23 protein-coding genes are annotated in these 24,542 nt (G+C 34.1%); 6 read left to right on the forward strand and 17 right to left on the reverse strand.

What is annotated here, in order from left to right; translation table 11 throughout:
- Positions 1 to 209: 209 nt before the first annotated feature.
- From CHB72_RS13015 to CHB72_RS13050, 8 genes are all read right to left on the reverse strand, one after another.
- A complete protein-coding gene (locus tag CHB72_RS13015) occupies positions 210 to 1,481 on the reverse strand; it encodes a hypothetical protein (protein WP_089283321.1) in 1,272 nt (423 codons plus the stop codon).
- Between the two features lies 1 nt (position 1,482).
- A complete protein-coding gene (locus CHB72_RS13020; protein WP_089283322.1) occupies positions 1,483 to 3,981 on the reverse strand; it encodes a DUF2339 domain-containing protein in 2,499 nt (832 codons plus the stop codon).
- Between the two features lie 600 nt (positions 3,982 to 4,581).
- A complete protein-coding gene (gene pdxT / locus CHB72_RS13025; RefSeq protein WP_089283323.1) occupies positions 4,582 to 5,151 on the reverse strand; it encodes a pyridoxal 5'-phosphate synthase glutaminase subunit PdxT in 570 nt (189 codons plus the stop codon).
- A gap of 1 nt (position 5,152) precedes the next feature.
- Entirely contained in the window at positions 5,153 to 6,031 is an 879-nt protein-coding gene (pdxS, locus tag CHB72_RS13030) for a pyridoxal 5'-phosphate synthase lyase subunit PdxS (protein WP_176431364.1), read from the reverse strand.
- Positions 6,032 to 6,252: 221 nt separating this feature from the next.
- A complete protein-coding gene (locus CHB72_RS13035; RefSeq protein ID WP_089283324.1) occupies positions 6,253 to 7,464 on the reverse strand; it encodes a M28 family peptidase in 1,212 nt (403 codons plus the stop codon).
- A gap of 91 nt (positions 7,465 to 7,555) precedes the next feature.
- Positions 7,556 to 8,290 (reverse strand): MerR family transcriptional regulator, encoded by a 735-nt coding sequence (locus tag CHB72_RS13040; RefSeq protein ID WP_176431365.1) that lies wholly within the window; start codon positions 8,288 to 8,290, stop codon positions 7,556 to 7,558.
- Between the two features lie 253 nt (positions 8,291 to 8,543).
- The gene (locus CHB72_RS13045; protein WP_089283326.1) at positions 8,544 to 9,455 is read right to left on the reverse strand and encodes a PhzF family isomerase; all 912 of its coding nucleotides are present in this window, start codon (positions 9,453 to 9,455) and stop codon (positions 8,544 to 8,546) included.
- Between the two features lie 221 nt (positions 9,456 to 9,676).
- Positions 9,677 to 9,841 (reverse strand): HPr family phosphocarrier protein, encoded by a 165-nt coding sequence (locus tag CHB72_RS13050; RefSeq protein WP_089283327.1) that lies wholly within the window; start codon positions 9,839 to 9,841, stop codon positions 9,677 to 9,679.
- A gap of 234 nt (positions 9,842 to 10,075) precedes the next feature.
- Here CHB72_RS13050 and CHB72_RS13055 point away from each other — a divergent pair, with 234 nt between their 5' ends.
- Genes CHB72_RS13055 through CHB72_RS13065 form a run of 3 tightly spaced genes read left to right on the forward strand, consistent with a single transcriptional unit; the run spans position 10,076 to position 13,721 of the window.
- Positions 10,076 to 12,163: a BglG family transcription antiterminator gene (locus CHB72_RS13055; protein ID WP_176431366.1), complete on the forward strand. Its 2,088-nt coding sequence runs from the start codon at positions 10,076 to 10,078 to the stop codon at positions 12,161 to 12,163.
- 16 nt (positions 12,164 to 12,179) lie between these two features.
- Complete coding sequence (locus tag CHB72_RS13060; protein WP_089283329.1) at positions 12,180 to 12,446, forward strand: PTS sugar transporter subunit IIB; 267 nt, start codon at positions 12,180 to 12,182, stop codon at positions 12,444 to 12,446.
- Between the two features lie 15 nt (positions 12,447 to 12,461).
- On the forward strand, positions 12,462 to 13,721 hold the full coding sequence (locus tag CHB72_RS13065) for a PTS ascorbate transporter subunit IIC (protein ID WP_089283330.1): 1,260 nt from the start codon (positions 12,462 to 12,464) through the stop codon (positions 13,719 to 13,721).
- A gap of 114 nt (positions 13,722 to 13,835) precedes the next feature.
- Here CHB72_RS13065 and splB read toward each other — a convergent pair whose 3' ends face one another.
- Complete coding sequence (gene splB, locus CHB72_RS13070) at positions 13,836 to 14,846, reverse strand: spore photoproduct lyase (protein ID WP_089283331.1); 1,011 nt, start codon at positions 14,844 to 14,846, stop codon at positions 13,836 to 13,838.
- A gap of 370 nt (positions 14,847 to 15,216) precedes the next feature.
- Between splB and CHB72_RS13075 the strand changes: the two genes are divergently transcribed.
- Both CHB72_RS13075 and CHB72_RS13080 read left to right on the forward strand, forming a co-directional pair.
- The gene (locus tag CHB72_RS13075; protein ID WP_089283332.1) at positions 15,217 to 16,977 is read left to right on the forward strand and encodes a S8 family peptidase; all 1,761 of its coding nucleotides are present in this window, start codon (positions 15,217 to 15,219) and stop codon (positions 16,975 to 16,977) included.
- A 49-nt stretch (positions 16,978 to 17,026) separates the two neighbouring features.
- On the forward strand, positions 17,027 to 17,293 hold the full coding sequence (locus tag CHB72_RS13080) for a hypothetical protein (protein WP_089283333.1): 267 nt from the start codon (positions 17,027 to 17,029) through the stop codon (positions 17,291 to 17,293).
- Between the two features lie 221 nt (positions 17,294 to 17,514).
- Here CHB72_RS13080 and CHB72_RS13085 read toward each other — a convergent pair whose 3' ends face one another.
- The 8 genes from CHB72_RS13085 to CHB72_RS13120 all read right to left on the reverse strand — a co-directional run bounded on the left by CHB72_RS13085 (position 17,515) and on the right by CHB72_RS13120 (position 23,481).
- Entirely contained in the window at positions 17,515 to 19,149 is a 1,635-nt protein-coding gene (locus CHB72_RS13085; RefSeq protein WP_207652552.1) for a methyl-accepting chemotaxis protein, read from the reverse strand.
- 450 nt (positions 19,150 to 19,599) lie between these two features.
- The gene (locus CHB72_RS13090; protein WP_089283335.1) at positions 19,600 to 21,048 is read right to left on the reverse strand and encodes an aminotransferase-like domain-containing protein; all 1,449 of its coding nucleotides are present in this window, start codon (positions 21,046 to 21,048) and stop codon (positions 19,600 to 19,602) included.
- A 215-nt stretch (positions 21,049 to 21,263) separates the two neighbouring features.
- Complete coding sequence (locus tag CHB72_RS13095) at positions 21,264 to 21,641, reverse strand: hypothetical protein (RefSeq protein WP_089283336.1); 378 nt, start codon at positions 21,639 to 21,641, stop codon at positions 21,264 to 21,266.
- Positions 21,628 to 21,903, reverse strand: coding sequence for a hypothetical protein (locus CHB72_RS13100; protein WP_141131407.1), 276 nt, complete (start codon positions 21,901 to 21,903; stop codon positions 21,628 to 21,630). The genes CHB72_RS13095 and CHB72_RS13100 overlap by 14 nt, the downstream gene beginning before the upstream one ends.
- 105 nt (positions 21,904 to 22,008) lie before the next feature.
- Positions 22,009 to 22,194, reverse strand: coding sequence for a hypothetical protein (locus CHB72_RS13105; protein ID WP_089283338.1), 186 nt, complete (start codon positions 22,192 to 22,194; stop codon positions 22,009 to 22,011).
- Between the two features lie 208 nt (positions 22,195 to 22,402).
- A complete protein-coding gene (locus tag CHB72_RS13110; RefSeq protein ID WP_141131409.1) occupies positions 22,403 to 22,927 on the reverse strand; it encodes an aminotransferase-like domain-containing protein in 525 nt (174 codons plus the stop codon).
- Positions 22,867 to 23,037 carry a hypothetical protein gene (locus CHB72_RS27030; protein ID WP_207652556.1) on the reverse strand — a complete coding sequence of 57 codons (171 nt, stop codon included), beginning with the start codon at positions 23,035 to 23,037 and terminating at the stop codon, positions 22,867 to 22,869. The genes CHB72_RS13110 and CHB72_RS27030 overlap by 61 nt, the downstream gene beginning before the upstream one ends.
- Positions 23,038 to 23,202: 165 nt before the next feature.
- Positions 23,203 to 23,481: a hypothetical protein gene (locus tag CHB72_RS13120; RefSeq protein WP_089283341.1), complete on the reverse strand. Its 279-nt coding sequence runs from the start codon at positions 23,479 to 23,481 to the stop codon at positions 23,203 to 23,205.
- 234 nt (positions 23,482 to 23,715) lie between these two features.
- On the opposite strand from CHB72_RS13120, the gene CHB72_RS13125 reads away from it, so the two are divergent.
- Entirely contained in the window at positions 23,716 to 24,336 is a 621-nt protein-coding gene (locus CHB72_RS13125) for a stalk domain-containing protein (RefSeq protein WP_089283342.1), read from the forward strand.
- Positions 24,337 to 24,542: the final 206 nt, after the last annotated feature.

The following is a 24,542-nucleotide window of genomic DNA, read 5'->3' on the forward strand; positions in this document are numbered from 1 at the left end:
AAAATTATTTGTTGAAGCATTACAGCCTAAGTATGTTCAATTAAGCTTCCATCATTTTCTAAATACAGCTTAGTTATTTGTACAAAACTTAGGTAATTAAGCATTAAAGGTAATGATTATAGAATACTGACGGAAAATTTTCTTCTCTAAAAGTGGGTGAGACGTTTATTTACCCAAGAAGACAGGCACCTTGACTCGCTGCTTGGTAGCTATTTTATATGAAAGTGACCCTTCCGAATGATTAATATAATAAGTAGACCAGAAATTAGCAATACAGAAATATTTAATATCCACTTAAACTCAAAGTTCTTCTCTTGATCTTTTTCCTCTATGACTTTCTCTACTAAGTCTGATAAACTGGTGCTTTCCTGCTTTACTTTTTCTATCTCTTCTATGTAAGTACTAATGTCATAATGAGGTTTTGAGATCTCCTCATTACCAAAGAGAATATGAATTTTGTCAGTATCATTTGATTTAAACACCATTTTATCTATATAGTAGCTTATCTCTACGCCTTCGATATTTATAGGATAATCATCTCTATCTTTAATAACAACCTGCAAATGCTCCGATGTGATAAATTCCCCCGTGGTACATCCTATTTGTATACTGGTATTCTCAGCTTTAACCTGGTTTAAATTTAATCTATATATTTCTCCCTTTCTAACTTCTTTAAGCTTTTCTCCTTCTCCATTAGTAATATAGAGCTTATAGCTCCTATTAAAATCATCCTTGCTAATTATCCTTATACTATTTATTCTAAGTCTATCCCTATTATGGATATTTAAAATGGTTTCATTGCTTTCCTTGTTTACTTCTACCTTATGGTCTATTTTCTTAAATCCTTTATATTCCTCATATATAGCTTCATTAACATCATACTCAAGGCTCATATTATTAATAGCAACACCAGAAGTATCATTGACTGAAACGATTCTATAGTAAAGATACTTGTAGGTATCATCTAACGAAATTGCTAATTTTTCTATATCATTAACTCTATAGATAATATCGGATTTGATATTCTCCCAGCTCTTATTATCATGGCTGCCAAATATCTGTACTTCTTTATAAAAACTATCTTTTAATATATTGAAATTAAGCTTGTTGCCTATCACATCCATATTTTCTTTAATAGAGTTTATTTCATAATCAATGTAGTAATCGTTATCTTTCATGAAGGAAAGTACTTCTTTCCCAATATATTCGGTATACTCTACTTTATTTGTACTTAGGAACCTATTGTAAATATAGTAAGGTATAAACTCACTTTTTTCGTTTATAAGCCTTAAATCCGATAAGTCCTCCTTTGCATGTCTATATATCTCATCATCTAAATAAATAGCCTTGACATCTTCTTTGTTTTCAAAGTAAACCTCTTTAGAATATTTCCATTGGCTTTGAGTGACTGCGAAAACATTTATTGTTGAGGAAAGTAAAAAAGTTAATATTGCTAATAGTAAAATTTGGGATTTTTGCATTTTACTTAGCCTCCTCCATACTTGTTCTCAATCTTTGATAGATGAAGGATATTCCTATGAACACTAATCCAAAGCAAAAATATGCTATAATTCTCCCTGCACCACTTAAGTAATATAAGTCAAAGATAAATAGCTTGCCCGTTGAGAAGATCGACAGACCTAAACCAAACCTCCGTATTAATAAGTAGCTCTTCTTAAACCCAAAGGTGATACACGAGAATGACATAGCAATGAAAATTATACTTATAATCAAATTAATATTTTGAAGGTTAAATTGTCTAGTTAAAAATAGTGTAGTGACTCCTAGGAGATAAATAGCTATTGCCAGTGGATAATATTCAACACTAAGGCTTTTTCTTTTTATAAGCTGTATCGTTAAGTTCTTTACGCTAATAACCACCAAAATATTGTATAGTATTAATATCGTGATAGATATTCCCCTCAATGTGGTATTAGAATGGCCTCCTACCCTCATTAAATTTATGGCTATACATAATACATTTGATAATATCAGTAATGTGGTGGAAATACCAACTACTATCTTATCTTTTATGGCTTCTATTTTTATTATTCCGTAGGCAAATATTATTGTCACCCCTGCTATAGTAATTAACTGATAAAAATCTATATAAGAGTAAGGTATTTTTGCAGCAAGGTATTGGTCATATAATCTTATGGACATTCTCAATAAATAGACCCAAGAATTAAGAACAATAAAATATTTAAACCCATTAAATATTTTACCTTTTTTAGTGTACTTGGATAGTTGGCTTTTGTTATATTCCGAAATATATAAAGTAAGAACATAGATCAATCCTAGAGTTAAGAAAGAATACCTAAATGCAAAGTATTTAATGCTCCAGCCTAGATTAAAATCATATGCAAAAAAACCAAGGGTACAAATGCCAAGTATTGCCCAACCCCCTAATTCAAGCTTCTCTGTATTATGCCTCTTGGCAAGGGTAAGCATTAGAATAGCTTCTATTAACCAACCCATAGCTGCCCATTTAACACCAAATTGAAAAGGAATCATGAGTATGCAGAAGGTCAATGCTGTTATACTAAATAATGCTTGAACATATTCCTCCTGAGAGGTTTTTTTAAATATGAGCCTGCTTAAGCCAAAATAGCTAACTGCATAGACCAATGCCAAGAATCCCTTATAATCATCGAACCCTGCTGTCTCAAACAGTGCATATACAAGCAAACAATTTATAATAGTATTAAGCCCCAGCAATGCTAAATCAAGTCTTCTAAGCTTAATATTTTTTCTAATTGGATAAGCAAGTGTTATACCTAAATACATAAGAAAGGTTAGTATTCCATAGGATATTCCAATAATTTTATTACTAGCACTAAAGGTTAAATATATTAGGCAAGGCATATTTAATAAAAAGCTTAGATAGTTTATGTAAATCCATCTTCTTTCAAAAGATATTGCTAGTACCAAAAGATTCAATATTATTAAGTAACCCATAGCGATATATACTTGGGAGCCCCATATTCCTTCAATTAGTACAAAGCTAAAGAATGGCAGGTACCCACCAAATAAAGATATACCAGCAATGGTCATTGAGCTATATCTCTGAGAGAGAGCAATTGACCCCATAGTTATAAGAATTGAAACCATGATACTAATTGGTAAGTTCAGTATGTTTAGAAAGAAGTAGCTGCTAAAAACAGTAAGATACAAGACACCTATTCCACCACCACACAAACCTAAGGCAAATAGATTTTTATTCTTTTTGTTGAACCATTCGCCTACAGCCAATAACCCGCCCCCTAAAAGGAAGCCTGAGATACCTTTCATGTAGTCATTAAACCACAAAGAATATGTATGCTTCATGGCAGTAGCAACACCTAGTAGTAATAAAATTATTCCCACCTTATTAATCCAATTAAGACCGATTTTAACTTCTATATCATTGTGTTTTTGCTTTTTAGCAAGAGTCTCGTCACTGACTTCCTCCTCCTGTAAAATATCATACTCCATCTTTATTTCATCTATTACTTTTAGATTTACTTGCTTTAGCTTTTCCTTTTGAACACTTATTTTCTCATCAAGCTCCAGCTTAATATTATCTATTGCCTTACTTATTTCTTCATCCTGCTCCTTAAGTTCTTTAGAAGCCACGCTATTTATTTTATGAATTCTATCCTTTACTGAATTCTCTAAGGCCTGAAGCTTATTAATTCCATTTTTTTCTTCCTTGCTAAAATAAAGCTCCATTTTCTTCTTAGATCCATTAAGTATAGCCGCTCTTTCATTAAGCATCTGCTCTTTCAATGAGGCCTTTATGCTCATATTTTCCTGTTGAAGCTTTGTTATCCTTTTCTCTGCCTCTACTAGATTTTTTTTGATGTCCTCAATTTCTTTTTTCATCTCAATATTTTCATTAATAGGATCATTCAAATTAATTTCCTTAAATAATTCTTCATACTCCTTTAAAATGTCCTTTTGGCTTTTTAATAGCCCCTGGACTTTATTGCCTAACTCCATAAATGTACCCTCCCCTATATTGGCACCAAATCATGTCGTTAATATATTTCCACATTAAAACTATTTTTCCTTTGTTTATAAAATTTTTATTAAAGTTATAATAACTAACTTAGTGCTAAAGACCTAGCTTATTGGCTTTTAACGTCACAATTTAGCTACAGTGATAGTCCTTGGATTCAATTAAAGAAAAAAACATTGTTGTTATTTCAGTCACAATATTATTTTATCGACAAAATAGCAATTGTTCTATTTTTTTAGCTAATAAGTTGAGAATTTTTTCAAACAATATAAAAAAGCCAAATTTAAAGGGAGATAGACTATGGTAAATCGGGAACTTATTATAGTAACCGCAAATAGCCTTCCTCTATCTAAATACGCCATATATGTTGTAAATACTAGTTATTTAAAAAAATCGCCGTTACTTTGGTTAATAAGATAACCCTACTGACAGGAGAACTATATCTGATTATCTTCTTAACTTGATAATTATAAATTGAAAAGTTAATACTTTTGTATCGAAAATAATTTAAAATAGTAGACTGTAAATAAATAATGATTTTCAGTCCACTATTTATTATACTTAAAATTTTTCTACTTAGATTACTTTATCATATTGATAAAGTATTCATGGAAAATTTTATCATCAGTCAGTTCAGGATGGAAAGAAGTTACAAGTATATTTTCCTGGCGTGCAGCTACGATATTTCCATCTACTTTATGAAGCACATCAACCTTTTCATCAATATCAACAATGTAAGGAGCCCTTATAAACACCATAGGAATTTCTTTTTCAGATACCCCTTCAACCACTCCTGTAGTGACGAAGCTATCCAGTTGAGTACCATATGCATTTCGTCTTACTTTAATGTCCATAACTTTTAGGTGAGCGTCTTCATTACCATCTATTTCTTTGGCAAGCAGAATCATTCCTGCACACGTTCCCCATACAGGTAATCCGTTACTGATTTTATTTACTAAGACTTCCTTGATTTTAAAATCATCAAGTAGTTTTCCTATTGTTGTACTTTCACCACCAGGTAAAATAATTCCATCAAGATTATAAAGCTGTTTCGCATTTCTTATCTCAATAGCTTCGTGACCTAGTGATTTAATTATCTCTATATGCTCTTTAAATGCACCTTGAAGTGCTAAAACACCAATTCTTTTCATATCAATACCCTCTATTAGCCATTCTTTCTTCTTTATCTATTGAATATACATTGATTCCAACCATTGCTTCTCCAAGATTTTCTGATACTTCAGCTAGTATCTTTGTATCATTAAAGTTTGTAACAGCTTTAACTATAGCAGCAGCTCTTTTTCTCGGATCTCCAGATTTAAAAATTCCAGAGCCAACGAACACTCCGTCGCAACCAAGCTGCATCATCATTGCAGCATCAGCAGGGGTTGCAATACCACCGGCCGCAAAGTTTACAACAGGCAATCTTCCATATTCATGAACAAATTCCACTAAATGAATAGGGGCTTGTAGTTCTTTAGCAGCATTCATTAATTCTTCTTTAGACAGACCTTGTATTCTTCTTATTTCAGAATTCATCATTCTCATATGCTTAACTGCTTCTATAACATCACCCGTGCCTGGCTCACCTTTCGTTCTAATCATTGACGCACCTTCTCCAATTCTTCTTAAAGCTTCGCCAAGATTTTTAGCTCCACAAACAAAAGGAACTCTGAAAGTTTTTTTGTCAATATGTAGAATTGGATCAGCAGGTGTTAGAACTTCACTTTCATCAATATAGTCAACGTTAATAGCTTCTAAAATTTGAGCTTCCACGAAATGTCCAATTCTTACTTTAGCCATAACGGGAATAGAAACAGCTTTCTGTATTTCTTTAATCATCTGTGGATCTGAAGCTCTTGCAACTCCACCATGTTTTCTGATATCAGCTGGAACCCTTTCAAGAGCCATAACAGCACAAGCACCTGCTTCTTCAGAAATTTTTGCTTCTTCTGGAGTTGTTACATCCATGATCACTCCACCCTTTAACATTTGAGCAAGATTTTTGTTCAATTCATATCTATCATCCATTATAATACCTCCTTGTTTTGATTTTAAGTGCATACAAACATAGATACAATTTTAATTGTATCTATTCCGTAATACAATTATGTCATTTTTGTACTGTTTTATCAACACTATTTCAAAAATTGTATTGTTTTTAATTTAATTGTATTGGTATAGTTCTAAAAAATTCACTAAACAATATGTTTAGTGAATAAAAACTTGAACTATTCAACTATCTTAGAGCACTAATGATGTTTAACAATATCTTTTAAAGCTGTAACCAAGTCCCACAACAATGCTATATCCACATTGTCCATTGTATCCTTTGGCGTATGCGAAATATTCATAACAACATCTCTCACATTTGATGATGTCACGGCAATACACGGAACACCGTTTTGAAGAAACATAGAATGGTCTCCTTCGTACCATTCCTCTCCTTTGACAACGGTTTTATAATTATCAATAATCCTCATTACTTTATTTATCTGATTATCTGATAGATTATAAAATGAAAAAGCTGTTTTTGAATCCTTATGCCCCGCCCCATCAATGTTGATCACCATTTTTACATCTTCGAAATTCCCATTATTTTGATTGATATATAACATTTGTCCTGGTACCGAATAGTAATCTTCACCATTGAAGGCAACAATTTCGATATCATTAAGCCCCTTGTAGTCTCTTAGTTGATCTGCTAAAGCCATTAATACAGCCACACCCGCTGCGTTATCCAGTGCACCTGATGTATCTTTCTTTGTATCTATGTGGGCACACAATACAAGCCGCCCTTTTCCTTCACCTTTTTTTCTTGCAATTGCATTATATGCTTTAGTAGAAATTCTTTTTGATTCAAATGACAATTCAACTTTTTGTCCATTAAATTTTATTAATTTTTCACCATCTATATCTTTCATATAAACAGATGGTATGTCAAAGTCCCCATCTTCAAATATGGGAAAAGGATAGAGCCCCCCTGATGTACCATTCCCATATCCAGTAACGCAAATAATTGCTTTAGGCTTTTTATCTTCTAATAAGGATACAATCTGTTTGTGTTCCTCTGGATTGTAAAATACAAAATTTTTAGGCATAATCTGTTCTTTCGTCAATTCATTAGTAATTACCAATATTTTCTCATAAGCGTCCGCTGATTTTAGTTCATCTAAAGTAGATGTAACCACTAATTCTGCATTAACATCACATGGCAGTGCATAGGGGCTTACAAATGCTAGATACTCCTTGTCTCCAGCTTTTAAACATACTTCACCACATTCCCATTCGATACAATCAAACCCATCCTTTTGCATATCATAGCCAAATGATGACATAACATTATAAAAGAAATCTACTGCCTGCCTATTGCCATCACTTCCCACATGGCGCTCACCTATTTCCACCGTTAGCTTTTCAAGATATGCTTTGATAAAATTTGTACCTTTCACTGATAATTCCATAATCTACACCTCCAAGATTTAATAAAACTTCTTATTTTCTGAATTATATCATCTCAGAAAAAGGTGGTGTATTAATGTAAGGTTTGATAATCTATTCTTCTATTTTATCTAATATCTTAAAAATTTCTTCTGCTTTGTCTGCAGTCTTTTGTAAGACATATAGCCAATGGTCTCCTGTCCATACAATATCTTCTTTATTTGGATTATGTAATGCCTCTAAGGCTTCTTCATTGCATCCAGCATCAAACTTTTTTAAACACTTATGTATAGCAGACATACTGTATTTTGCTTGTCGGAGCATATAGATTATTCTAAGACGCTCAATTTCTTTCCTACCGTATATCCGCCTTTGGTTTTTTCCAACTCGTGGTACACCAATCAACCCGTTTCGCTCCCAATTTCTAAGGGCTTCAGGTGTAACCCCGATTACTGTTGCAGCTTCTGCTCTACTATGGATTTCTCCTGGTTCTTCTACCATTACATGGTCTGACCATTGTTTTAATATTTTAACAGCTTCTTTGGCTTTCTCATATTCTATTTCGATAATCTGTATATACTCTTTCGTATAGTTTCTAGCAGCTTTCAATTCCCAAGATTTCATAGCATCAATTATTTTAATAGAAGCTTTACGAATATTTTCTCCTGGCCACTCATCAAGAAAAATACACCTTAAAACCATTACTTGATATAGGTGTCTATCATTAAACAATCTATATCCATTCTCTGCTCTCGGAGCGGGTAATATAAGTCCAATCCGTTCATAAAATCTTACAGTGTTAGGGTGAATATTTGTTTTTCGCGCAATATCGCTTGTTTTATAAAACAATGCATTCTCCTCCATAAAACATTTTTGTTTTTTTCTTCTCGTACTCTGATGGAGTTATTTTTGACTTTCTTCTTTCATATAATCATATTTGCATACTATAATAAGAATCCTTTGATTCTGTCGTTTCTAAATAAGTAAAACTATTTGGACCAATATAATTACATAATACAAGTTGATGATTCTTTCCTTTCAAAAAAAACGCCGTTACTTATGATAAGGTTCTCCGTAACGGCTATAACGTAGACTTTTTTCTTTAATCATTTAATGATAATTCAGATCTAAATACTATCACAGCATTCCCAGAAACTTTAACTTCTACAGGTTCTTTATCTTCTATTTTTACCTCAACTTCAATAATACCTGGTCGTCTTATAGCCTCACCCTGCTTAGTCTTAAATTTAAACAAAGAATTACCGTGTTTAACAAAATTATGGTGAACAAGATATGCACCTAAAGGACCATTTGCATTACCAGTTACAGGGTCTTCATTAATACCTATTGCAGGTGCAAACATTCTGCCATGTATTAAAATATCACTATCTTGTGAATCAACTGTGAAAACATAATATCCATTACATTTAATAATCTTACTCAACTTAGAAAGTGCATTATAATCTGGTTGCAATGTATTTAAAGTTGCAATACTTTTTATACCGACCATAACCTTGGAATGACCTGTTGAGACAATCTGAATTTCATAGTTTTCCAGCAAATCACTATTTCTTATATTAAGTGCTGCTAAAAGTTCTTCTTTATTTATGCTGTTAATAATGGTGCCAAACTCAACTTTACCCTGTGTCATAACAATTTTGTAATCCTCATTTTCCTTTACTATATCAACAGGCAAAATCCCGGCACCTGTCTTATGATAAACCCTTGAAGTATCAAGTCCATTTTCAACAGCACGGGCATAATGAGCAGCAATAGTAGCATGCCCACAGATTGGCACTTCATTTGTTGGAGTAAAAAAACGTATATGAACATCATACTCATTGCTATTCGAAGAAAAGATATAGGCTGTCTCAGAATTATTAAGTTCTCTAGCAATTTTCTGCATTTCATAATCAGTTAATCCATCTGCATTTGTTATTACTCCTGCTGGATTTCCTGTGAATTTTTCCTTTGTAAATGAATCAATTTGATATAAGTTATATTTTCTTATCATGATTTACCCCCTAAATATATTATAAATTTATAAATTGCACTACATTTTCTTACTTTGTGGCAATTAATATCTAGATATTATATAATTAATTATAGTTTTACTTGAATGCACATACAAGTACGCACTTATTAGTCAGATACTTACTGTTTGGAAAGAAGGATAAGATGTGGATAACGGCATGATTGAAAAATTCCCAAACCAAAAGAAAAGACAAAAAGATTTTAAATGTTCAATTGGATTTGCTCAGAAATGACTTGCTTCATTTCTATCATAGCTTTAGCTTCATCTAAACCGTCAATGACTAGCTCCATAGTATTACCATGTTTAGCACCTAGGGTTAATAATGACATAATGCTTTTTGCATTGCCTGTCCTCCCGTTGTATATGAGTTCAACAGTAGATTGAAAATTTGAAGCTGTTTTAACATTTTAAAAACTCCTTTTCCTTTTTATTTTATTGTAAAAAAGCTCTATGAAATTGAGAAGTCCCATTCCTTTCATCGCTAAATGTGCAAAAATAAGATGGTGTAAAGTCTACTTTTGCACATCTTTGTATGCTTAAATATGAACTTCCACATTAAAATGTATAGAGCTATAATAAAATTGAAAGGAGTCAATATCATGTTGGACAACAGAAAGCTTCAAATTCTCAGGGAAATCATGAATGCCAATAAGGGAATTCATATTAAAAACCTGCAAGAAAAAATGAAAGTGTCTCGCAGAACCATCTATTATGATATTAAGATGATTAATTATTGGCTGGAAACTAATGGATTGGATGCGATCAATACTTCACGGCAGAGCGGTTTTTCAATCAATTTAGAAAAAGAAAAAGCAATTGAAGAGCTTCTTCCAGTAATTAATGAATATGAATATGAACCTTCCGCTGATGAACGTATGGCATTGATTCTTATCTTAATCACATGTACAAGTTCAAAGTATGGGATACAAGAGCTTTCAGATTTGACGAATGTAGCTAGATCGACTTGCCTAAAAGACATCAAGAATTGCTCTGAATTTTTAAAGAAGTTTGAGGTGGGTTTGGACTATGATAGAGTTGCCGGATATTACTTATTAGGTAATGAAATGAGCGTTAGGAAATCGATTGCATATGCAATTACGCTCCTTCTAGACCATTTTCACGCTGAATTGTTAAATGAGAAGTTGAGAAGAGCATTGAATAATGTAGAAATGGATTTAAATATAGGGCATTCTATCGATTTTTTTAAAGAAGCACTTATGCAAACAGAGTCAATATTGGAAAGAAAGTTCAATGATCGTATGCTTCGATTTATCAGTTATTATTTAGGCTTAATAACGTTTCGAATTCGTAGGGAAATCTTTGTTGATTATCCTCAAGAAGAGGGCGTACAAGTTAAACATGCTAAAGAATATACAGCAGCCCAGGTCGTTTGTACTAAAATGAAAGAAAGGTTTAGTATGAATTTAAACGATGGGGAATTTGTTCATGTTGCAATCCAATTGCTCTGTGCAAGTTTAGATGCCTATTACGTTAATCAACCTAACGATTTATCGACTATGATAAAGAATGAAATCATACCAGATTTAATTAGAGAATTTGAAATCTTGTCGTGCATTGTATTTGAAAACAAACCAGACTTACAAAAAAATTTATACGTTCACTTCCTTCCAGCTTATTATCGTGCTGTCTATCAAATTCATGTTGAGAATCCAATTAAAGATGAGATCATCATGGATTATGGTGAGATTTATAGTCTTACTAAAAGGGCTCTTAGACCTACGGAAGTAAGGCTTGGAATTACCTTTAACGAATCGGAAACAACTTATTTTGCAATGCATTTTGGGAGTTGGTTTAAAAATCAAGGCCTTAATTTGAATACTAAGAATATTGCTGTTGTTTGTCCGAGTGGAATCGCAACGTCGAATTTCATTGCCAAACAGATTGTTAACTTGGTACCAGATGAATGCAATGTACGAACTTATTCCTTTAGAGAGTTTGAATCTAAAAAACCAAAAGTTGATTTAGTAGTTTCGACATCGTACTTAAATAGACTAACAAATGCTTTATGTGTTACACCTATTATAACAAGTGATGATAAAAAAGAAATTTTGAATCGATTAGGTTACACACGAAAAACATTCTATAAGAACGAAATTGTCCATGATATGCTCAATATTGTAGAAAAATACTGCGAAGTGAAGGATATGGAAATGTTAGTCAATGAACTTAAAAACTATTTTTCTGATGATCTGACACTTCATGAGGAGGTAACATATAAACCCATGTTAAGTGAGTTAATTATTTCAGATCACATTCGTATCGTTGAACAGGCGAGCGACTGGAAAGAAGCAATAAAAATGGCTTCAGAACCTTTACTAAACAGAAAGTATATTAATCAGGAGTATGTTGATGCCATGATTGATACAGTTGTTAATGTAGGCCCGTATTTTGTGATAGGACCCAGAATCGCCATACCGCATGCAAGACCAGAGAATGGGGTTAATAAATTAAGTATGAGTTTACTTAAGCTTAATCAAGATGTTGATTTTAATGATGACGAAGAACACTCTGTAAACTTGATTATTATTTTAGCTGCGGAGGATAATTCTTCGCATTTAAAAGCATTATCACAATTGACAACACTGCTGTCAAGACCTGAAGAAGTGGAAGCAATAATGAAGGCAGAATCTGTCGCTGCAATTTTGTCAGTTATTGAAAAATACTAAAAGGAGGTGAAAATGTATGAAGAAAATTTTGATTGTCTGTGGGAATGGATTGGGAAGTAGTTTTATGGTTTCATTAAAAGTAGAAGGAATTATCAAGAAACTTGGTATCGACGCTACAGTTGAACACACCGATCTATCGTCAGCAAAAGGAATGTCGGCAGATCTGTACCTTGGTTCAAGAGATATTATTATGAACTTAGCGTCCGAAAATAGGAACGTTGCTGGTTTGATTAATCTTTTGGATGAACAGGAACTGAAAAAAGCAATAACAGATTATCTTTAGTAAGGGGGAAATTTAATGTCAAAGTACATTCTAGATATTCTTTCGACACCAGCAATCTTAGTCGGTGCATTTGCACTGATAGGATTGTTGCTTCAAAAGGCGAAAACATCAAATGTAATTTCTGGATCACTTAAAGCTACTTTGGGATTTGTAATTCTTGGAGCAGGGGCAGGAACACTTATAGGCTCGCTTAATTCCTTTAGTACTCTTTTTGAAGCAGCTTTTCATGTAAAAGGCGTTATTCCAAACAATGAAGCGGTAGTTGCACTAGCGCTCGAAGAGTTTGGGACTGCGACAGCGTTGATTATGGTATTTGGAATGGTCGTAAATTTAGTTTTAGCTAGGTTTACCAAGCTGAAGTATGTATTTCTTACAGGGCATCACACTTTATTTATGGCATGCATGATTGCAGCAGTATTTATTGCAGGTGGTTTATCAGGACCTATTTTAATAGCTTCTGGTGCACTTATACTTGGATTATTGATGGTTGTAATGCCAGCAATTTTGCAACCGTTCACACGCCAAATTACAGGAAATGATGATATTGCTTTAGGTCATTTTGGGTCATTTGGGTATTTAGTAGCAGCAGTTGTCGGGAAATATTTTGGCGATAAATCAAAATCTACTGAAGATTTAAAAGTACCAGAGTCGTTGTCTTTTTTAAGAGATACAAGCGTATCGATTTCGTTGACAATGCTTATCTTATTTGCAATTGTTTCAATTGCTGCAAGTCCTGCTTATATTGAAGAAGCATTAAGTGGTGGCCAGAATTGGTTCGTATGGGCAATTATTCAATCCATTACTTTTGCGGCAGGAGTGTATGTTGTCTTAGCAGGTGTTAGAATGTTGATTGCAGAAATCGTTCCTGCTTTTAAGGGGATTTCTGATAAACTTATCCCCGATGCCAAGCCAGCATTAGATTGTCCCATAGTCTTTCCATTTGCCCCTAATGCAGTAATCATTGGCTTCGCATTCAGTTTTATTGCAGGATTGATTGGAATGTTCATTACACCATTGCTTAGTCTACCGGTGATTGTGCCAGGTCTTATTCCCCACTTCTTCACAGGAGCGACAGCAGGGGTATATGGTAATGCAACAGGTGGAAGAAGAGGTGCAGTGCTAGGCGCTTTTGCGAATGGTGCCTTAATTAGCATTTTACCCGCTCTTCTACTGCCTGTGCTTGGAAGCTTAGGTTTTGCATCAACAACTTTTGGAGACGCAGATTTTGGTATAGTTGGAATTATTTTAGGATACATCATTAAAGTTGTACAGTAATAGTATAATAGATGTGTTGGGGTCTAACCAAGGAGTCGGTTCCTGGGTCGTAACCAAGGGGTCGGTTCCTGTGGTTACTGATTTACTAATTGGAGACATAGGCGTTTCTCATTTCTATGTGAAATATTCAATTTTAACATCATAAAAATTATTCTTTACAAGCTGGGACATATACTCCTTTATTTCACTACTTTTCTCCTTTGGATAAACATATTTGAATTTTCCATAGGGCCCCCATTTTAGTTGCCTGGTCTCCTCACTGAGATCTAGCTCTGTTTTGGGAAACCTCGTAAGGATCAATTCTTTTGCAGTAGCAGTAAACCTATGTTGTATTAGTTCAAAGGTAATTTCCTCTTTATACTCCCCCAGTTTAGACTTTAATCTATAGATTAAATCTTTATATTCTTCCTTCCAATTATCATGTATCATAATAGGAGCAATAATAAATCCCAATGGATATCCAGCCTTTCCAATCTTTTTCGCAGCCTCTATCCTTTCTTCAAAACTTGCCGTATTATGTTCAAATTTATTTATTATATATCTAGTATTGATACTAAATCTAAACTTAGTATGTTTATTGTGATTGATATCTAGAAATGACTCTACATTATCATATTTAGTAATTAGCCTAAGTCTTCCATATTGACTGTCCCCAAAAAATTTTACACATGTTTTAAGGTTCCCTGTTAAATGTTCGAGGGCGATAGGGTCAGTGATGCTTCCACACTCAAATGTAGTTATATTAGGAAGATTCTTGTCTATATGTGATTGGATCACTTGAAGTATCTCATCTATATTTACAAATACCTTCATGAATGGTTTTTCCCCTTGAGTTGTTTGTAAATAGCAGTATTCACAATGTCCTGGGCATGAACTTGATAGGGCAAATTGGTAGTCTGCAGATGGTCTACATGGTCTTAACTCTTTTTGTTTATTTACGGTCAAATAAATAGTTCTTTTTGATTTAACATAATTTTCAGAAGGTGTTTTTCCTTCTATTGTGACTCTATTGGTTTCTCTTATGGGTACATTTAGTTTTTCTAAATTTTCCTTAGCCAGCCTTCCAGCTTCATATTTTAAACTTTTAGGATCAATATATGCCATATCTGGTATGAATAAATTCACATGAATCGCCTCCACCAATATTGTTCCCATTTATTTAATATTATTATGCACAGACAAAGGGACAGGAAGATGCCCATGCAGATGTTGTATCTGATGAACTACCGGAAGGGCAGCAAGATTTAGGGAGATAACCGTCTTATCCTTATGTAGAGCCCATCCGATTTTCAAAATAATTATCACTTGTTTTTTCTACCCTATTTATAGTATATTATCTATATAGTACCATATATGTAAAATTTTATAAAACAAAACCCATTAATTATTTTTTCTATGTTTTCCTATGAAATATGTGTTGTATGAAGAGTACAAAAAGAAAAAAAGGAAAATCTACTTTTTGAAATTATTTACCACTGAAAGGAGGGAATTCACTATGAAGTATGATAAGATTGCTCCAGGACTGACCAATGCCTTAGAGGATTATAAAAGGGAAGGCGTAAGGGGATTGCTATCTCATGAAAGGCGGATGGGATTAATCGTTACGGAAGATACCCCCAAGCCCCCACGAGTTATCGTTCTTATTGATTGTGACGAAACAGCTCAGCTTGATCATCTTGCTGCACACGGGATTCGGGTTAATCAACCAAAGGGCCAGATTCGAACAGGATTTTTACCTCTTGAAAAGCTGGATATATTATCTGAAGAAGCGGCGATTCGTCGTATCATTCCTTCTCATCCTTTAATGCTTAGGATGGATGTAGGACGAAGCAAAGTACATCTTCCACCCCCTTCACAAAGTCCATGGACAGGAAAAAATGTTATTATCGGTATCATTGATACTGGCATCGATCCAAAACATCCTGCCTTTGAAGGACGAATTTTACGGATCTGGGATCAAATCATATCCGGTCCCGGTGTAGCAGAGGGTGATTATGGTATTGAGCTTACCGGACCATTACTTGAAGTATCTAGAGACACTAACGGACATGGTACTCATGTAGCAGGAATTGCCAGCGGCAATGATGAAAAATATCTCGGTATAGCACCAGAGGCAGAATTTGTTATCGTCAAGTCAGATTTACAAACCGGCCATATCATTGACGGATTATACTACATTTTTAGAGTTGCAGAAGAACTTGGTCGTCCGGCAGTTATAAATCTCAGTCTTGGAGGACATGCTGACCCCCATGACGGCAGTGACCCATTATCAATAGCTATTGATACATTATCTGGCAAAGGACGCATTGTTTGTTGTGCCGCCGGTAATGAAGGTAATGATAATATTCATGCCCAGGCTACTGTTTCTGAAGGAGAAACGTGTACTGTCCGGTTTCATGTGCCATCCTCTATGCATTCACCTCTTCATGAGCCTATTAGAACCATGGTATTAAATGGTTGGTATTCAGGAACGGATCAGGTTGAGGTGGCTATTCAGTCTCCTCAAGGATTTACAACACCTTTTCAAGGTCCCATAACCAATGGTTTACCTAGAAGAGAGTATGATTTACCGGAAGGGTTTATACGAATCGTAACACCAGGCCCAGACCTTGAAAATGGTGATCATAATATTTGGATTGAAATCTATTCCCCATCGAACGCACCCGAATCCATCACTTCAGGCAATTGGCATCTCTTATTACGCGGATTGTCTATTCAAAATGGTCGTGTAGATATTTGGACACTGGATGACAGCTACAGCGATGATGTAATTTTCACAGATAGCAATATGCAGGATAGTATGAAGATTGGCTCTCCAGGGGCAGCCCATAGAGCCATAACCGTTGCTTCTTACACAACAAAAGTACAGTGGACAGATAGCAGTGGAGAGATTCGTAGAGCTTTTGCAGAAAACTTGGATCAAATTTCCAGTTTTAGCAGTGAAGGGCCTTTACGCAACGGTGTAGAAAAACCAGATGTAGCAGCTCCTGGTGCATATATCATTTCTGCACTTTCAAAAGATTCTTCTATTAACCCTGCATTCAAGGTTGATGATCATCATAGAGTTATGGCAGGAACTAGTATGGCAACACCCTTTATTTCTGGTGTCATCGCTTTATTACTGGAAAAGGATTCAACAATGGATCCAGAAGAAGTTAAGGCGTGGCTGAAAAAGGATAGTTCTATCCCTGGGTACCGGTCAGAAGGTTTTCATCCTAAGTGGGGCTATGGACTTATTGATTTAAATAATTTATAAAGAGTTGTGATATAATAAAAGAAAATGAAAAAAAGAGCGTGAGGGTTATATGGATTATTCAAAAATAGATGCGGTACTTGCAGCCAAATTGGCTGACGTTCAAGATCAAGATCAAAAATGCCTGATTGTTTTAATCAAAACAGTACAGGTACCAAATGCTACAGAAACAGCTTTCCTAGAAAGCTTGGGAATTAAGAAGAACGTACAGAATCAACAATTATTTACTGCAACGCTCTCTGCAAATAACATTGCAGATCTATCCGAAAAGCCATGGGTCAAATATATTAAACCTTCACATGAATTGTATCTTACGTAAGCTACTTGTTTATTTTCAGTTCTTATTCAAAAGGAGTTATTACAAAGAGGAGTGATCTTGATCTTTGTATTATTACTAATACTAGTAGTCAACTCGTTTCAGCAAGCTGAAACATCGGGGAATCAGGTGGAGTAGAGTTCTCCATCTGATTCCCCGATGTTCAGCTTTAGTTGGAGGAGTTTACTTCCTAAAATCTGCCATCGTTTTAAAATCAGGCTGATTTACCCTTGTATCTTGAAGCGTTGCAATAATTTCCGTAGATTTTCAGATGCTCCTGCCAAAAGATTCGCATTCTGTGCGATTTCTTCCGACATGGCACTTTGTTCCTCAATGGTGGCAGCAATATCTTGCATTGCTAGGGAAGTTGTCTTGGCAGCATCATTCACTGCTGTTGTTTCCTTCTCCAACTGGAAACTAGCATCATTTAACGCTAACGTAAATTCTCCGTTTTCCTTCATTTGTCCCGTAATGGTTTCTAGTGAATTTAAAATTTCCCTAATACTTTCTCCAGTTTCTTCTATAACAGTACTTCCTTTCTCTACCTCTTGACTACCTACTTTCATGGCAGCTACAGCTTCTTTTGTTTTTTTCTGGGTTTCAGTGATAATTTCCATTATTTCCAATGCAGAATGACTAGAATCTTCTGCTAGTTTTTTTACCTCTTCTGCAACTACTGCAAAGCCTCTTCCATGATCACCTGCCCTTGCTGCTTCAATAGCTGCATTCAAGGCCAGCAAATTGGTTTGCTCTGCAATACCAGTAATAGTATGGATAATATCTCCAATTTTTTGAGACTTTTTCTCTAAATCCCTCATAACATTGGTGGAGGACTCAAAGAATTGTCGAATTACTTCCATTTGTCGAATAGAAGATTCAATGGAGGCATTTCCCTTTTGACCTTTTATCATTCCTTCCTCTCCCGAATTCATTGCCATCTTCATGCTTTCCATCAATTGGTGCATATCTTTTGAAATTCTTCGCATAAATTCTGAAACTTCCTCCATTGATGCCACCTGCTCCTGGGCCCCCGCACTGACTTCCTGTATGGTTGCAGCGATATTTTCTGTAGCTTTTTGAACCTCCTCTGTTGATGTTTCCTGTTCTGAAGAACTCTTGGCTACTTGTGATGCAATATCTATAAGCTTTCCCACCAATGTGTTAAAACCCATACTGAGCTTGTTGGTCTCATACAACAATTGCCCCAATACGTCCTGACGTGTATTTTTTTCGTGAAAGGTCAGATCACCACTTCCAACCCTTTTCATTCCTTTTTCAACAACATTAAGAATTTTTCTTTGGCTTTTCTTGGAAGAATAAGCAGCAATAAAAGCTGTAATAATACCTACGACTCCTCCAGTAAAAAACGAGGTTTGAGACATTCCCCCTATGTAAATAACTGCCAATGTCAGTATCGGAGAAAGTAAAATTGTGGTAAAGTTTCTTAACATTAAACTATCTTCTATTTTTACAATTCCTACTCTCACAGTGTGATAACGTTTTCCCTTTATGCGTACAGGACTGGCTGCATCAACTAACACTTCTCCTGTGTTCCGATGATACACTTGCACAACAGGCTCATTGGATTGTATTCCTTTACGGGCTACATCATCAAAAAAAACCATCCCTTCACGAAAAGGGTTTGTATGAATCAAACTTAAACCCTCCATATTAGATACTAAGATATACTCCACCTGTTCCAGATTGTTTTTAAAAATCTCATATAGTTTTTCTCTACCCCCTTGATCTAATGGAGTTTCCGTCAGAATTTCTGCTGTAATACGTGCCATTTCCTTTGAAATACTCAAAGTTTGTCTTGCAATTTTCGATCGTAAATTTAATGATGCTTTGGCTACCATAAATACACCTCCTATAAATACTGACTGATAGATACCTTTCTTAACATAATTCGACAGATTATACCAAATTCCTTTAATACAATCTGTCGAATTGAGAAAATTTAAAAAAGTTAACCGACTGATATCTAAACACATTTTTCTGCCAATAAAACACCAATAACCGTTTTACAATCCAAAATATTTCCATTTTTTGCTTTTTCTAACTGTTACTCATCTTATCTACAGTTGGATCTGCATTAGCTATTTCGATAGATGCTAATATAATAAATATTCTATAGTAGCTATTCTATAATATTTTCTACCTTCCTTCAATAAAACAAAATTCCCCGCTGACAGATAAATATAAAAAATGAAAGAGTAAAGCTTTATAAAGATATTTTCAAGTACTTATATAACTAACAAATATTTATGTGCTAGTCTTTTTTCAATCAAATTGCTATCTGTGGATTTTCAATCACATTCCTTTATGAGTTGAGCTAATTTTACTAATCCCCTCTCTAAGTCCTCCAAGGAAGCGTAGGCATATGAAATTCTTATGCTGGGATTTTTTGAAAAATCATAAATATTCCCGGGATTAATTAAAATTCTCTCTATAGAGGAAATCGCAAATAATCTATCTAGAGAAAGTTGTTTTTTTAGCTTGAGCCAAATATAAAATCCTCCCTTTGGTATATTCCATTCAGCTATATTTGAAAAATGTTTTTCTAAAGTATCTTGAGCCGTTTTTCTTCGAATCTTCAAAGCCTCTCTTAGCTCTATAAGATAACTTTCATATAAGCCACTGGAAATCCATTCTGCCACAGCCCACTGGGAAAGGGAGCTTGCACCGTAATCCGTTTGCATTTTTATATCTCCTAATCGTTCGATGACTGACTCTGGTCCCACGATCCATCCAATCCTCAGTCCTGGAGCTAAAGATTTTGAAATGCTTCCCATATATAACACAATGCCATGCTTATCTATGGCCTTAAGCGGCATAGGAGGTTCTTCATCTAGCCACAACTCCCTATAAGCATCATCTTCAATAATAGGCAATCTACTTTTCTCACATATTTCAAGAATCTGTTTTCGTCTTACTTGAGGCATTATCCTGCCTGTTGGATTGTGAAGAGTTGGAATCGTGTATAAGAGAGTTGTACCACTATTACTTGAATTTTTAACCGTTTCATCTGACTTAATTCCATTATCATCCATATCAATGCCTTTTAGTTTCATTCCAGATGATTCAAATATATAAAGAGATTTCAAATAAGATGGATTTTCTACTAAAACAGTTGAACCTGGTTGTAAAATCCCCATTGCAACTAGCTGTAAAGCTTGTAGGGAGCCTGAAACAATTAATATGGAAGATGGAGAGACATTTATGTTAAATTTTTTAAGATATTGAGCGATGGTTTCCCTTAAAAATAGCAATCCTTTTGGCTCTTCATAGCCTAGTGAAGTCACTTTATTTGAAATATTGTTTAAGACGGTTTTCATCATTTCTTTAGGATATAATTCTGGAGAAAGCTCACCTGTTCCTAGACGAATGATATCATTTTCATACTCTAGTTTATTGATACTTTGAATGGTAGCTCGGTTAGGTTTGTATATACCACTTTTGATATAATTATACCAATTTAGAGGCGAAGTAGATGCTAGCAGTGACCATGTGTTATTTATCACAACTGTTCCTCCACTGCCTTTTCCTTCTATCAATCCCTCAGATTTAAGCTCATCTAAAGCCTCTACAATTGTACTTCTGTTTACATTGAAAGCCTTTGCTAATTCTCTCTGTGTCGGCAACTTACTTCCAATTCCCCATTCACCAATAGCTATCCTTTTTTTTATATAATCTGCAATCTGCTTATATAAGGATGTAGGTAGGGTTTTGTCTGGCTTCCAGTCAATTGTCAGCATAGTTATCCCCCTTGCTATTAATTTTGCAAGCTCATTCTTTTATCTTTGCTTGCTTTATTACGATAGCTTTCTTCATCTAATTACTTCTTACATATTGTAAATTTTCATCTCTTATACAAACCGCCATTACTTATGATAAGATTCTCCATAACGGGTTTAACGGCGATTTTTTAAACAAAGAAACACCTTATTTAAAGGCATTCTTCTAATTTCGATTAAACTCTTTTTATACCATCCAAATCAAAATAAACATTTCTTGTTCTAAGTGGTGCAGAATTGGTGTATTGTAATTTTATTTTATCGAAATCACTTATTCTTCTAGAATGATAATAGGGTTTACTAAAACTTAATTTTTCATCTCTAAGCCAACCAGGTACTTCAAAACCATAAATTTGTAAATAATAGTCTATTAAGGCTGAGATTACCGTTAGATATTTTATTTCTTTATGATTACATATATCTAGATCTATTGCTTTATATAAACTATCTATGAATTTCTTATCTTTTGATTTTAATAATTCTAATAATTGGTTCAAACTCGTATCTTCATCTGAATATTCATAAAGCTCTTGCAGGTACTTATTTCCAATCATATCCTAAATCCTCTCCTAAGTATTTAATAAAGTTTATTTGTCTCTCTCCTAAGATCGTTAAGGGTATATAATTTGAAATTATATTCATTAGTTTGTCCTTAGTAGTTATTTTTAAATCTTTGCATAATATATAAGCATCAACAAAATCTTTTGCTGATTCTAGTCTTGAAGCTAGTATTTTCATAGCTAATAATTGTTCGGCTTTAGGTTTTAATATCTTTAAATTAGAATAAGCTTTGTAGGTTTCTTTATCTTCTTTCAATATAGATTTCAATGGTTCTTTTATTTCTTCATTGATCCATCCATCGGAAAGGTTGAAAGCAAATTTAGTAAGGTCTAATATGTTATCTATTAGCTTAAAATTGGTTTAGCTAAATACACAATCTATATCCTTCGTTGCAGGCCTATTATCATAAACCATAGTCATAATAGAACCATCATAAATCGTTATTTCAAGTTGTAGTTGATTTTCTTTTAATCGTTCATTTAGGTAATCAAATATTTGCAAAAGCTTACTTTTATCCATTAACTTAATGTTATTGAGCGCATCCATACTATATCCTCCATTTCAGCTAATTATAATTCTATATTTATATTTTACCATATTGTTCATATGTAATGCTCCTCAATATACCACATAGCATTTAAAACTCTACTTTCTCATCTACAATAAGCTTATCCCTGGATAACCCTTTTCAACAACTTAATCCCTTCTGTTATCTTCTTTTCCTCTACATTTCCATAATCAAAAATTAATTGATTTAAATGCTGATCTTTACGGACTGCATATTCGCTAACACATTTCTAATATGCTTGAGTAATTGTCCTTCTTCAATAAACCTTTCCAATGCCAGTTGAGTCAGGGTTTCTGTATGTAGGTCGGAGATGTGTTTCTCTTTCCTGCAACTATCAACCAGTTTTTCTGGAAGGATTAAATAACCTATCCTTAGGGCAGGGGATAATATTTTACTAAAGGTTCCGACATATATGACATTTTCTGGTGCTAATCCTTGAATGGAGGGTATAGGATAGCCTTCATATCGGTATTCACTATCGTAGTCATCTTCAACGATGAAGCAATTTTTTTGCTTCGTATACTGGATGAGCTCTAATCGTCTTGCAATAGGCATTACTCCACCCAGTGGAAATTGATGGGAAGGTGTTACTAGGATTAGTTTAGGATGTAGCTCCTGGGGGAATAGTCCTGTGTTGAGTCCCTGCTGATCTACAGGAATCGATATGCCCTTAGCTCCCCTTCTTTCAATAGTACTTGCCCTATAATCCAGAGGGCTTGCACAGCACCATTAGTAATAATGATTTGATTTTCATGACATTTCACCCTTCTCATTTGCTGTAAATAATCTACCAATGTTTTTCTTGATTTTGGATGGCCCATGGTTTCTGAGTATCCTAGATCTTTTGGCTCTATTTCCGAACAAATGCTTTTATAAATTTGCCCCCCATTTGTTATGGCGTTTTTCATGAATAAGTTGTGATGAATAAACTCAAGTTGATCTATATTTGTCTCATCAAATCTATTCAAGAAACGATTAATTTGAGATTAATCAGGGAACCTATCCATCCCTAAAAGCTTAGCAGTTGTTGTATCAGGAACTAGTTTTTCATTGATATCACTAGTGTAGTTACATCCCATTACAATAGAAACAACTAAGGTCTGCAATCTGTTTAGGTTTGAGTAATTTACGCTTTTCATTTTAAGATTAAAGGATTTAAAAGCATCAAAGAAGTTAACTTTATTAGCAAATTGAATCAAAGAAACAAGCCAAGCAGAAGTATTTACCACTTTATTCTCATCTAGTTTGAATGATATACTTTTCATAGGTGAGATACCGCCTTTCGTAGAATTTTTTGGGGATAAAAAATACTTCTATGGGCGGCCTATTCTCACCTTTAGTTGTTTTTTGGTAATACTTCCATGGTAAACTCAGGAAGATGCTATGGTCCTATTTGTACAAAATCCAGTAATTAAAAAGGAAATTAACAATTTTGGTAGAATATGTATTACGCACAAAAAAATAATATATTAAATATATTAAGGAGAGTGTAAAACAACATGAAAAAAAGAATTACAGTATTAACATTAGCTATTGTAATTTGTTTTACAGTAGTGGCAGCAGCATCAGTTAACGAAGAATACAAAGGATTCTCAATAGTAAATGTTCTAGTAAATGGACAGAAGCTAGAAAGTCAAGTACCAGGAGTGAATTTTCATGATAGTACAGTTTTACCACTAAAAGCTGTAAGTGAAGCTATGAACACAATAGTTGATTGGGATAGTAAAACTAATACAGCTAATCTAATTAAACCAGAGGTAAATATAATAGTTATGGATGATATTCTAGAAAATGAAGATGAAACTATTTCTTTATACAATCCTTTTGGGCTAATTCCACAGCATGAAGTAATGGATTTTTTTGCGCTTGTACAAGTGCATGAGCTTAAAGAAGGTAATTATGAGTTTAGAATTGTTATAAGTGACCCTAATGGTAAGGAAGTAGTTGTTTCTCCAACAGATACATATAAAGTAGAAAAAGATTCATTTGGTGGATTTGATTATTATGAACTTTTTGAAAATGTAAGTTTTCATAAATTAGGTGAATATGTTGTTCAGTTTCAACTAAAGCATAACAGCAAGTTTTATACTGTAGGTGAAAAGACTTTAGTAGTTTACTAATATTTTTAAATTTTAAGTAATATAAAAAACATTCAATCAGAGGCTGGGTTAAAGGCGGGAAGTCACAAGGATAAGTTGTGAACCTACACCATAAGGCAAACTGAATACGGAAAAAGCCCCTCATTTCTAAAAAAGAATTCTTTTAGAAATGAGGGGCTTGTAAATTTGACGCACTTACCGCTCTGGGCAGATTCGTAACAACATGG

The sequence above is a fragment of the Anaerovirgula multivorans genome, from assembly GCF_900188145.1.
In the GTDB taxonomy this organism is placed as follows: Bacteria; Bacillota; Clostridia; order Peptostreptococcales; family Natronincolaceae; genus Anaerovirgula; species Anaerovirgula multivorans.